Here is a 12,258-nt window from a genome sequence, read left to right as displayed (position 1 = left end):
TGCTAGGGAAATTCGACCCGGATGATCGGCAATTTCAGGGGCGGGTTCAGCGCCGGGGAAAATGGAGGAAACAAGTGATTTTGTCCGTGGAAACACAAGTTTGGAGCTATAGTTCAAAAGATTGGTTTATGCGGGACCACGGCAGGCAGGATTCGAGTCGAACAACTTCCCATTCCAACTCTATGGCATCCAACGCGGATCAATTCGAAGCAAGCAAGCCAACCGCCGGGCGACATCTCGAATATCTTGATGGCCTTCGAGCCTTGGCCGCGCTCTATGTGGTCGTGCATCATGTTGTACTGCAAGTCAATCCGAAATTCAGTTCGGAGGTAATTCCCGGACTGGCCACCTATGGCATGAAGCTTTTCTATTTCGGTAATTATGCGGTCGATATTTTTATCGTCCTTTCCGGCTTTTGTTTAATGCGGCCGGTAGTTCAAAATGGCGGGAAGCTGCGCTTGGGAGCGATCGAATTCTATAAGGGGCGATGTCGCCGAATTGTGTTACCCTATTTATTTTCTGTCGCTCTCTCGCTGGTTTTGATCTCGTTATTGATTCATGACAAGACAGAGCGCGTCTGGGATAAAAGCCTGCAGGTAACGATGAAAAGCTTTATCGCACACCTGTTTCTGGTACAGGACCTATTTTTTGAAGACCACACGATTAACTACGTGCTCTGGTCGATTGCCGTGGAATGGCGGATCTATTTCCTCTTTCCGTTGTTAGTATTATTGTGGCGGAAGATCGGGGCCGTGCGCACGACGATTTTAGCAACGCTAAGTTCCTGGTTGCTCTTCGAATTCTTTAGGGAATATTACGAGAGTGGCTTAACCGCTCACTATATCGGACTGTTTGCATTCGGCATGCTGGGAGCGAAGATAGCCATACCCACGCCGGACTACGCTGCGATCACGGCCAGGATTCCCTGGCGATTACTGACGATATTCCTGTTGGGGGGTCTGGGAATGGCTCAGGAAGCGGAGAAACTCTTCGACCGGAAGGTGCCCGATTATGTTTGCGACTACATTGTCGGACTGTGGGCGATGGTGCTTTTGATTCTGGCATCCCGAAGGGAAGGAAATTATCTGCGCCGTTTATTGAGTTTGAAGCCACTGGTATTCCTCGGGTCGTTTGCTTATAGCATCTATCTGATTCATGCACCGATCATTCAGATCCTCTGGCAATATCCGTTTGCTTCGTCGCAAGATCCTCCCGAACGAATGTTAGCGTTACTTGTTTTGATCGGCGTGCCGCTCATTTTGGCTTTTTCTTATCTGTTCTTCCTGGCTTTCGAACGTCCCTTTTTGCGTAAAATCTGAACTTGAAGCTTGCCCGAATGAGACGGCCGCAAGTATCATGCACTATCTTTTACGTAGCCTTACCACGTAACTTTCCGGGAAGATCGAAGGCAGGTCCTCATGCGAAAAATGACTCTCGAGATGAGGTTCGATTCGGGTAGGCTTGAAAGTTGAAGAGAATCTGCTCTGTTCAATGCGGGTTTTATATGCCTTTTCCAAGCGGGGTTTTTGGTGAAGCTCGCCGTGGTAGACTCTGTTCCAGAGAATAAGGAAGATTTCCTTATTTCTTAAACAATTTGGGGGGATATTTGGTATTTTCTCCCCCTACTTCTTCCATTTCGTGCGCGCTTTCTGACACTCGAACACAAGTCATCTTGCTAAAGCTTTTTCATGGAACTCAAATCAATTTCTATTTTGGATGCTATATACACATTCCTCTGTGCTCTCTGTGTCCTCTGCGGTTCAATCTTTTTGAGATTCATTCAAGTAACTCGATGGCGCGTAGACAAAAAATAACACTTTATTCCGATTCGAAAATTCTCAACAATCTAAAGATTTCTCGCCGCTCATTGCACCACAATCTTCACCTTCGGATACTTCTTCACGATCTCGTCCACCTTCGCCTGCTCGGTCTCGATCAAGGTCGGGAGTGTTAGCCGGCGCAATTCCGGCAGGCCGAGGATCTTCTCCACATCACTAGACTTCAGCGAACATCCGAGCAGATGCACTTCGATTAGGCCGTTCAAACCGCGAATCGCCTCGGCCGTGCCGTCCACGAATTTCATATCCGACAATTGAAGCGTGCGAATCCGCTTCAGAGAACGCAACTCGTTCAACCCTTTACCGGTCAACTTATCGTTGCCAATCTTCAAATTGCGAAGCTCTTCCATTTCCTTCAATTTGGCCAATCCGGCATCGGTAATTTGAGTCCCCGTCAAATCGAGCTCTTCCAGTTCCTTCATATCGCCGATGCTTTCGAGCGTTGCATCGGAGATGCCGCAGTCGGCCAGCGACAGGTCGCGCAGCTTGCCGTAATCGCGCACGCGGCCAATGCCCTTATCCGTCAATCGCGGACAGTTCAAGTGCAGCTTTTCCAAGTTAGAGAGTTCGCGAAGCACAACTAATTTCGTGTCATCCAGCATGCCACTGGAAATCGTCAATTCGCGAAGTTCCTTCAAATTGCTGAGCGGTCTCCACTGATCCAGTCGCGAATAATAAATGCCCGTCATCTGAAGCGTCCGCAATTCCACGAGTTCACCGACCTTGGGCAAGGATCGCGAGGCCGGGTTGTTCACCTTCAAGGATTCCAGCTTCTTGAAATGCGGCAGAAACATCAAAGGATCGAAGCCGACCATATCGGGGCTGGTAAGATCGAGTTCCTTCAGATTCTTCAAGCCTTCGAGATTCTTCAGCTTGAAGTAAAGATTTTCGCCATTGAGACAGTTGATTCGTTCCAGATTGGGCAAGGCCATCAAGGGGGCCAGCTGCTTGGTCGTGAAATTTTGATTGGGCAGTTCCAGGGTCGTCAGGTTCTTGAGATCCTTCAGAAAACCGAAGCCGTCGCCCGTGATGCTGGTGCCATTGAGCTTCAGTACTTGCAGGTTTTTCAGTTCCCCGATGTACGCCAGCCCCTGGTCGAACACGCCGGGGCAATTGGTCAAATCGAGTCGTTCGAGCTTGTTCAGCGAGCGGAGTTCCGCCAGATCCAAATTGCTGACCTGACTATTTTTCAACACGACGGCCACAATCGGCTTCCCTTCGGCCTCTTCGTTAATTTTGATTTGCCCTTTATGGGTATCGATCATCTTCTTAGGATCGGCCGCCGGCAATTCAGAAATCGGTTTGGGAGGTAATACACCCAGCAGATCGGGCTCGGCCCGCGGCCGCGGATATTGCACCTTCAGGTTCGCATTCTTCTTTTCGAAAGCCAGCAGTTCCGCTTCGGGCAAATTCACATCGCGAATCTGCAGGGTTTTCAGGGCCGGGCCGGCGGCCAGCGTCTGCAGAGATTTAGCGGTCATATCGGTATCGAAGAAGCTGAGCGATTCCAAGTCCTTCAGTGAGCCCAGCCAGCTGAGATCGCTGGTGCCCAGGGCGATATTGCCAAACGCCAGCGATTCGAGCTTGACACAGCCGGCAATTGCTTTGAAGGCCGCAGCGTCCAAAGGGCAGGCGATGAATGCCAGCGATTTCAATTCGGGCATCTTGCTCAGGCCCTCGATGGCTTTGCCCTCGACCCGATTATCAATCAGGGTGATCGTTCGCAAGGTCGGTATCTGAGATAGAAAAGCGACACCCGAATCGGTGATGTCCGTGGTATTCAGCGTGATCTTCTCCAGCGGCACACCCTGAAGCGATTGCAGCCCGGCATTTCGGAATGGGCCAAAGCTGATCGAAACTTCCTGAAGATACTGGGCACTTCGCAGATCGTTGAAGCCGGTGCCGATTACCTGCGTACCGATCAGTCGCAGTTCGCGCAGCCACTTCCACTGCTTGATGGTTTCAAAAGCTTTGTCGGAAATGCCCGGTCCTTCGAGCAGCAGATTTTCCACGAAGGGAATTTTGGCGAAAGGTACCAGATCGGCGTCTTTGAACGGATACTTGTAGAAGGCGAGGCCGCGCAGATCGATGAGGCTCAAGAGATCGGGAAGCAGCTCCGGCGAAACGGGCCGGTCCAACGCGAGTGTGGGAAGGCCATTTTGGCGACGGATCGCGATCTTCGTCTGCGACAGCCGGACGGCCGCATCTTCCTGCTTCTGTTCGAGCAGTTTGATCGATTCGTTGACGCGCGCCGTGGCCAGAATTGCCACCATTTCGTTCATCTGAGCTTCGGTGAACTTACCGGCAATGTGAACCGCATAACCGGCTTTGCCCGGTTGCAAGCGACCTTCCAGCTGGCGGACGTCTCCCTTTTCCTGTTTATCGAACTGGAAGCGCAGGGCCGGTTCGAGTTCGCTGCCGAAAAAAGTGGAAGCATGATTAACGTCCAACTCCTCCTGATCGGCCAGATTGAAAGCGCTCGACTTTCGGTCGATCCGGATGGCCAGGGTTTCGCCTCGCTTCAGAAGCACAGCGCCATCCTTCTGCGGCTCGACTAGCACATCAGTTGGCAAATCAATGACAAATCGATAGCCGTAGTCGCTCAGTTCCACCGCTTTGACGGTCACTTTTTCCGGTTCGAGCTTTTTCGTCTCGGCCTTGGTAGTGGCCGGGGCCTCGGCGATTTCGACCTTGGCTTGGGGTTTATTTCCTCCGCCGCAGGAGGTCAGAAACAGCAGAAAAAGAGCGGAAATTCGGCGCATGGGTAGTCTCGCGATATTGGTCTGGGCAGGATAACAGAAACCGGCGGAGAGTACGAGTTCTTTTTGGGCCTGCCGGAGGTCTATTGAATCGAAATTGTCGCGGAAGTTGACCTTGGCGAAAAAAAACAGACTGGGTACCCTGAAGTACGATTTATTCTCTCAGGAGCATCGCCATGCGAAGGATTGCTTTATTTCTTCTGGTTTTCGCCGGTGTGGGGTTGTTGAGTTATTGGGGAATGCGAACCAGACCTTTAAAAGAGTTGGCTCAAGTCACTCCTGAGGTCCCGGTAGAGAAAAAAATCGGCATCTATCGTGATGTGAGCTGGAAAGAGATGAAGGATGAAGCGAGGAAGCTTGATTCTTTCGAAATCAAGGGGCTCGAAAAATCCGAAATAGAAATCCAGATACCCAAAGTAGATGTCGCGAATCTGCAATTACCCGATCCAACTTTATTACAGAAAGCCAAACCAACGGATTTAGTAATTCAAACCTACAAAATTGAAACTTTTCCGGATATCGCGAAAGTCTTGAGGGAGACACTGCTTTCCAAACTCGAAGACAATTTGGACAAAGTGGAATATTTCCCGGCCGTGGAGTCGGTGGTGGTTTGTCATATAGCGGCGGAGCATGCGATCCTTGCGGAATTGATTCCTCAGCTGAATGCCGAGAAAGATCCGACTCGGAAGCATTTGCTGATTCTGCGCAAGAGTTACGAATTAGCCGCCAAGGCCAACCGCCCGGCGGAGGCTCGAAAATTCGCGACGCAAATTCTGGAGAAGGATCCTCTTTATTTCGCGGCTTTGATAGCTGATGTAAAGAAGGATCCCGAACCGGCTAAGGTCGAAAAGTCATCTGTACCCATTCAAACGGTGTCTATGAAAGAGCCAACCGCTGTGCGTCCCATTTCAATGCTTGGAAAATCCCAGCCCGACTCGGAAGAACCGGAGATAGCGGGTTTGGAGTTCTTAAAAAATGAATTCAAGAAGCGGTGGAAGCTGGACGAACCGCTGTTGAAAGAGGGGAAGTGACTTCCACTCCAAGTTTTTATCATTCAGTCAACTGATGGATTATCATTTGTTACATAACATGAAATCAGATTTTTTTTTGCTGAATACTCAAAATTATAATTCCGAATACTTTTCGTGTAATTGAATTAGTGGATTGAAATCCAGGCTATCTGCAGCTCGAATGGCTTGTAGATACTCCTCACGGATGATACTGACTTCGCCCACCGCTTGCTCAGGCCAAACCGTCACTTTAGAGTGGTTAAGTTTAAGCCAGATGTTGGCAAGCATTCGCGACCAGCGACCGTTACCATTCAAGAACGGATGGATTGCTACCGCTCCGTGATGAATTCGAGCTGCTTGTTCGACTAATGATTTATCGCTCCAAAATGGAATTCTCTGCAGCAAGTCGTAAAGCTGCGTTTCAACTTGGTGCCAGGAGACACCCATATTCAGATCGATTTTGCGAGTTTGGCCGGCCCACTCCCAAACCTTTCCGAACATTTCTTCATGAAGAGCCAGAGTCCATGTCAGGTCGAAAGGAGCCATTTCAGGTTTCAATTCCCCGATCAAATATTTGAAAATAGGCTGGGCGATATTTCGACCTTCAGCCTCGTTGAGTTGCTTTCTCGTGCGGATACTCTTACTGCGTAAACCGGATGGATCAATCGGAGTTTCACCGGGGATCGACTTCCAGGTCATAAGCGTCAATCGCTCCAGAGCTTGCGGCCTTTACCAGCCAGTAATTTTGCAATCGTCATTTCTTCCAATTCGCTCAGCACTTCATCCGATACTGCCTGCGCTTCGAGCCCCATAGTGCCCTGAGTAAGCCGACGCAGCAAACGAGCTTTCCGTTTTGCTTCCTGCCGCCGAAGTTCTTCCGGATCCAAAGCGGGCTGTCCGAATCCTAACCCGAGGACTTCCGCGACCCTTTGAACATACCCAAAGCGCACCTTGTCCGTATTCCCCCGAAGTATGCGGAAAACCGTCGGTCGTGGCACACCGGAGCGTTTCACGAGTATATCCACCGGCATTTTTAACGCTTTTCGCCGGGAATTCAGATCGAAAACTGCCACTGTCATGGGCTTGCCTCCTATCTCTCATAATCCCAGAGAATGATAAGAAGTTCAACTAAAAAAGTCTCACAGATGAGACTTTTTTCGAAAAGCGATTATCCATCAGCTCACCCCTTCTCCGACTCTCCCTCGTCCCACGTAAACAGAGTCGGGCCGGTGATCACCGGCTTAAGTTTGAGCCATTTTGCTTCCGGCAATGTGTAACACGATTTCACTTGAATTAGGAGTCTTTCTGTTCGCCTTGAGAAGTTTTTTCTTTAATGAAATCGGACTTGTTCTGAAGGATATACTCCATCCACAGTACGGTACGCTCCGCATCCGATGCGTAATATTCCGAGTCCAGACGAGAAAAATCATCTTCATGGGAGGTATAAATTTTGGATAACTGATCGTGTCGACGATCATGATTATCGGAGGGACCATCGGAACCGAAATACTTGCTGATTTCGGTAAGCAGGGCAACCGCTTTAAGATCGCCTATTGCTCGACAACCATCCAAGGCCTCTCGAAAATGATCTCCAGAAGAATTGACCAAGTATTGGCTGAACCCCCCATTATCGACTTCCGCTTTCAAAAAATAGGTGGTATAGATTGCTCTTTGAGGTGCTGAAAGTCCCTTAAAACCGATTTTTTCTTCTTTCCGGAAAACGACTTTGTAAGGATCGGAGATGTCGTTTAGTAACAATTTCGCTTCACAGAGGGATTCGCGAATCATTTTATCCGTGATATTAGCAAATGATTCCTCGATCAAAGCTTGAGCTTTTGGCGATTTGATTCGAGCTAATGCGATGACAATTTGGGAGTAAATATAGCTATTGGGATAGTCTTCTCTCTCTGAGAAAACGGCTTGCAATATCTTCAAACACTCAGTTTCTGGGATCGCGATCTCGAATTTGTTCAAAGCTTCCAGAATTCGAAAGAGTTGTGGACGATCCAGCTTCAAAATATTGGGGTCTGTCATATCTTTTTGGGCTTTAGAACGATCAAGAGATAGCAGAGATTTGGCTAAAGGCTCTTCTAAATCTCGTTCCTCATTCTGCTTCAATAACTGAAGAATCGGATCGTACAATTCTTGTGATAGCTGCTGAATCTGTTGAGGACTTTTTGAAGACAGATGATGTATCAAGCCCCATAGCAAACCGGAGAGAATTTCTTTATCGGCCCGCTCCAAGGCTTTTTTCAGAGCAGGCAAGCACTCCGGAGAGCTTATTCCCGCTAGATAGCTGATAGAGGCTTTTCTGATATTGATGTCTTCAGACTCGGCATGGCGTAACACGATCGGTAACGACTCTTCTGGGTAAGATTCATTCAGCTGATTGAGTATTTGCTCATAGGGAGTCGTCCCAAAGTGGGCCGATTTAGCATTGTCATAAGGCCTTAGACATTGATCGTTTTGAAGTGCCTCGACTAATGGTAGAATTTTCGCCGGACCTGCGTGCCGCAAGGCATAGCGGACTCCATCATCGTAATTTTCCGATACAAGCCGCTGAACGAGCTGCCGACACTGCGTTTCATTCAATTCTTTAGGTGCGGTATTCTCTTCTAGGGACCTTCGCCATCCCGGATTCAGTATCCAATCGACAAAGCCTCCTGTTCCGGTGGTCGACACTCGCTCTTGATGATTCAAAAATGCAATTATCGATTTTAAGTACTTAAATAACAACGCTGCGGATATGTAGAACAATCCCAAAAGAATGCTAACAAACGCCACCAGTTTGGCTCGCTGTTGAAGCGGAATATCTTCAACAGGTTGCACGGTCTTGAAGATATCAAATGCCTCTTTCAGACATATAGCTCCGTAGATCAAGGACACCCAAAACATATACGGCTTAAAGCTCAAATCACCCTTGTATAAAAAGACAAAATAAGACAAAAATCCCCCAGCAAAGCAGATATCACGCGCCCAGAACGCGAAAGAGCCTCCATGCCGAATTCGCGAAATTATAATTGAAGTTTGATGCGTTAATATGATCGCAAAAATGATGAAAAATAGAGCTTGTCCTACCCGGGCAGATCTACTCATAGTTTTACCTATTTAGAAAATTTTTGAGCTGATTAACTGTTGACAATTCCAATTCGTTTTAGAACGTACCACAGTACTATTTTGTTTCCTCGGGTCCCTCGTCCCACGTAAACAGAGTCGGGCCGGTGATCACCCGCTCCCGCTTCAGCTTTTTCATCTTCTCCGGCGGCACCGTCAGCTTCGGCCGCTGCGCTTCCGGTAATGCATGACGCGACTCGAGTTCGGTCAGAATGCCTTCGGCCCGCTTCAAAACCGACTCCGGCACCCCGGCCAGCTTGGCCACGTGAATGCCATAGCTCCGCTCCGCGAAGCCGGGCGATATCTTGTGCAGAAACACAATCTCCCGATGATCTTCGGTCACCTGCACGTGATAATTCTTCAGGGCTGTCAGCGTTTCGGATAACTGAGCCAATTCGTGATAATGGGTTGCGAACAGCGTCCGACAACCGACGTAATCGTGCAGATGTTCGGTAATGGCCCAGGCCAGCGAAACGCCATCATAGGTACTCGTACCCCGACCGATTTCATCGAGAATCACCAGACTGTTCGGCGTGGCGTTATTCAGAATGTTGGCCGCTTCGGTCATCTCAACCATGAAGGTACTCAGGCCGCGGTTCAGCTCATCGGCGGCGCCAACTCGAGTAAATATCCGATCCGTCCGTCCTACCAGCGCGTACTTGGCCGGGACATAACTGCCCACATGAGCCAGTAATGTCAACAGCGCGACCTGGCGAATGAACGTGCTCTTACCCGACATATTCGGCCCGGTAATCAGCCAGAAGCGGCTCTCGGCCGGGTGCAAAGCGGCATCGTTAGGCACGAACGTTCCCGGCGGCAGAGTTTGATCGAGCACGGGATGGCGCCCATCGATGATTTCCAGAATCGGCTCTTCGGTGAGAATCGGCCGGATATAGCCGCGCTCGCTGGCCAGTTCCGCTAGCCCGGCCAGAAAATCGAGACGAGCCAAAACTTCGGCGGTGTTCAACAAACGCGGAATTTCCGTCGCAGCCTGCTCCCGTAAAGCCGCAAACAATTCCTGTTCCAGAGCCAGGGCGCGTTCCTCGGCCGTCAGAACTTTTTCTTCGTATTCCTTCAACTCCGGCGTGATATAGCGCTCCGCATTTTTCAGCGTCTGCTTGCGAATGTAATCGGCCGGCACCTTGGCGGTATGAATATTCGTGATCTCGATGTAATAGCCGAACACCGAGTTGTAGCCGACCTTCAGACTGTTGATGCCGGAACGCGTGATTTCTTGCGCCTGGTAGCGGGCGATCCAATTTTTGCCTTCACTGGCCAGACTTCGCAATTCGTCGAGCTGCGTGTTACAGCCGGTGCGAATAACCCCGCCGTCGGAGGGGTTGAAAGGGGGATCATCGGTCAGCGTCGAGTCAATGGCCTCGCGTAATTCGTGGCAAAGTTCCAGCCGGCCTTCCAATTCACTCAGCAAGGCCGATTTGCGACCGGCCAGCCGAGCTTTCAACTTGGGGAGTTGCCGCAAGGTCCGTTGCACGGCGGCCAAATCCTTGGGATTGGCCCTGCGAGTACTGATGCGTGCGGTCAATCGCTGCAGGTCGGAGGTCGCATCGAGCAGCAAACGCAACTCGCCTCGCAAGGCAAACTCAGACAGTAGTTCCTGCACGCCATCGAGTCGGGCGTTGATATGTTCGATATTATTTAGCGGGGCGAGGATCGCATCGTGCAGAAAGCGGGCTCCCATGGGTGTGACTGTGCGATCGATGATGCTCAACAAAGAGCCGTCACGCTGGCCGTCACGCATAGTGCGAGTCAGTTCCAGACTTCGGCGCGTCACCTCGTCCAGCATCAGATAGCCCTTGCTGAAGAAGGGCTCAATCTTGCGGACATGACCCAGGCTGGCCTTCAGCATCTCCTGCAGATAGAAGATGATCGCCCCGGCCGCCACCAGACCCGCTTGATCGTTCGAGAAGCCGAAACCGGCGAAACTTTTCACCGCAAAATGCTTTTTCAGAGCATCCACGGCCGTCGAGGAATCAAAGGTCCAATCGGGTCGTCGGCTGCGAGTGCGCGGCAGAATTCGCTGCAGCTCCTCAGGAAGTTTTTCCGCGGTGCTGTCGGAGATCAGGCACTCGGCCGAATTAATTCGAGTGATATCGTCCGCAAAACCTTCCGGTGTGGAGTCGCAAGCCCAGAACGAGCCAGTCGACAGATCGACCCAGGCCAAGCCAATGTCCGATTTGCTGTAATGAATGGCCAACAGATAATTGGGCTGACGTGGATCGAGCAGTTCTTCCTCGGTGACCGTGCCCGGGGTAATCACCCGGGTCACTTCCCGGCGAATCAGCTTAGTCTTGGCGTCCGGCTGTTCGACCTGTTCGCACACCGCGACGCGATGCCCGGCTTGAATGAACTTGCCGACATACCGCTCGAGTTGCGGATGCGGAAAACCGGCCATGGGAATATGCTTGTCGCGCTTGGTGAGCGTCAAGCCCAGTAGCTTGGAGCCCAGCTCGGCATCGTCTTCGAAAAGTTCGTAAAAATCGCCATTGCGAAACAGGACAATCATTCCCGGATGCCGGGTCTTGGCATCTTGGTACTGCTGCATCATCGGGGTCAGCGACATCAACGAGCCTTCCAAGTAGTCTTTTCACGGGGGTTTTCCGCAAGAGACTATGATAGGCATTTTGCAGACCGCCGTGGACCGGCTATAATTCCCCCATGGCTTTTCCCGTTACACACATCGATCACTGTTCGGTGTTGATCACCGATGTGGGCCGGTCGCGAGAGTTCTACGGCGAAAAATTGGGACTGCGCGAGATCGCGCCGCCGCGAACCTTCGATTTCGTGGTGGTCTGGTACGATCTAGGCGGCACATACCTTCATCTACTCTTGAAGCCTCAGCCGGATTCGATCAGTTCGCGACACTTCTGCCTGCACGTGAAGGATATAATGGCCGCCCGTCAGCACTGTCGGGAACAAGGCATTCCCGTGGATGAAACGGTGAAGATCCCCGGCGCCGACCGATTTTTTATTCGCGACCCGGACGGGAATCGAATCGAAGTATTGCAATGGGACCGGCCGTACGAGCCCGCTACGGATGGCCGGTTCTTGGTGTGAAATAAATCGGTGATTGACGTATTTATGAATATATACCGGGTGTCGCTACGCTCACCCGGTGCTGATCTCTGATGCCCCTCCGCGGCATCATAAAAATGGAACCCCGGAGGGGTTCCAGATCGAAGACCCGGGGATGCTAAAACACCCGGGGTTCGTTACCCATTTTCCATTCACCCTATTTCACCGGGTGTCGCTACGCTCACCCGGTGCTGATCTCTGAAACCCCTCCGGGGCATCATAAAAATCGTACCCCGGAGGGGTTCCAGATCTTAGACCCGGGTATGACCCGGGGATGCTAAAACACCCGGGTTTCGTTACCCATTTTCCATTCACCCTATTTCACCGGGTGTCGCTACGCTCACCCGGTGCTGATCTCTGATGCCCCTCCGCGGCATCATAAAAATGGAACCCCGGAGGGGTTCCAGATCTTAGACCCGGGTATGACCCGGGGATGCTAAAACA

General features: G+C 50.8%; 8 protein-coding genes. 3 read left to right on the top strand and 5 right to left on the bottom strand.

Annotated features, from left to right (window positions below; all coding sequences use genetic code 11):
* Positions 1 to 182: 182 nt before the first annotated feature.
* Positions 183 to 1,319 carry an acyltransferase family protein gene (locus KIH39_RS21135; RefSeq protein WP_213495207.1) on the top strand — a complete coding sequence of 379 codons (1,137 nt, stop codon included), beginning with the start codon at positions 183 to 185 and terminating at the stop codon, positions 1,317 to 1,319.
* A 545-nt stretch (positions 1,320 to 1,864) separates the two neighbouring features.
* On the opposite strand, the gene KIH39_RS21130 is transcribed toward KIH39_RS21135, so the two are convergent.
* A complete protein-coding gene (locus KIH39_RS21130) occupies positions 1,865 to 4,600 on the bottom strand; it encodes a leucine-rich repeat domain-containing protein (protein WP_213495206.1) in 2,736 nt (911 codons plus the stop codon).
* Between the two features lie 173 nt (positions 4,601 to 4,773).
* Here KIH39_RS21130 and KIH39_RS21125 point away from each other — a divergent pair, with 173 nt between their 5' ends.
* Positions 4,774 to 5,628, top strand: coding sequence for a hypothetical protein (locus KIH39_RS21125; protein WP_213495205.1), 855 nt, complete (start codon positions 4,774 to 4,776; stop codon positions 5,626 to 5,628).
* 93 nt (positions 5,629 to 5,721) lie between these two features.
* On the opposite strand, the gene KIH39_RS21120 is transcribed toward KIH39_RS21125, so the two are convergent.
* The 4 genes from KIH39_RS21120 to mutS form a co-directional block, all read right to left on the bottom strand.
* Entirely contained in the window at positions 5,722 to 6,306 is a 585-nt protein-coding gene (locus KIH39_RS21120; protein ID WP_213495204.1) for a mobile mystery protein B, read from the bottom strand.
* A gap of 5 nt (positions 6,307 to 6,311) precedes the next feature.
* Positions 6,312 to 6,686 (bottom strand): helix-turn-helix domain-containing protein, encoded by a 375-nt coding sequence (locus tag KIH39_RS21115; protein WP_213495203.1) that lies wholly within the window; start codon positions 6,684 to 6,686, stop codon positions 6,312 to 6,314.
* Between the two features lie 214 nt (positions 6,687 to 6,900).
* Entirely contained in the window at positions 6,901 to 8,703 is a 1,803-nt protein-coding gene (locus tag KIH39_RS21110) for a DMP19 family protein (RefSeq protein WP_213495202.1), read from the bottom strand.
* A 76-nt stretch (positions 8,704 to 8,779) separates the two neighbouring features.
* Positions 8,780 to 11,302, bottom strand: a complete 2,523-nt coding sequence (mutS, locus tag KIH39_RS21105) for a DNA mismatch repair protein MutS (RefSeq protein WP_213495201.1) — start codon at positions 11,300 to 11,302, stop codon at positions 8,780 to 8,782.
* Positions 11,303 to 11,397: 95 nt separating this feature from the next.
* Between mutS and KIH39_RS21100 the strand changes: the two genes are divergently transcribed.
* Positions 11,398 to 11,796 carry a VOC family protein gene (locus KIH39_RS21100; RefSeq protein WP_213495200.1) on the top strand — a complete coding sequence of 133 codons (399 nt, stop codon included), beginning with the start codon at positions 11,398 to 11,400 and terminating at the stop codon, positions 11,794 to 11,796.
* The last annotated feature ends 462 nt before the right edge of the window (positions 11,797 to 12,258 follow it).

It is taken from the genome of Telmatocola sphagniphila (genome assembly GCF_018398935.1).
Taxonomy (GTDB): domain Bacteria; phylum Planctomycetota; class Planctomycetia; order Gemmatales; family Gemmataceae; genus Telmatocola; species Telmatocola sphagniphila.
The sequence above is the reverse complement of the archived record's forward strand: the minus strand, read 5'-3'. Positions and strand labels throughout refer to the sequence as shown.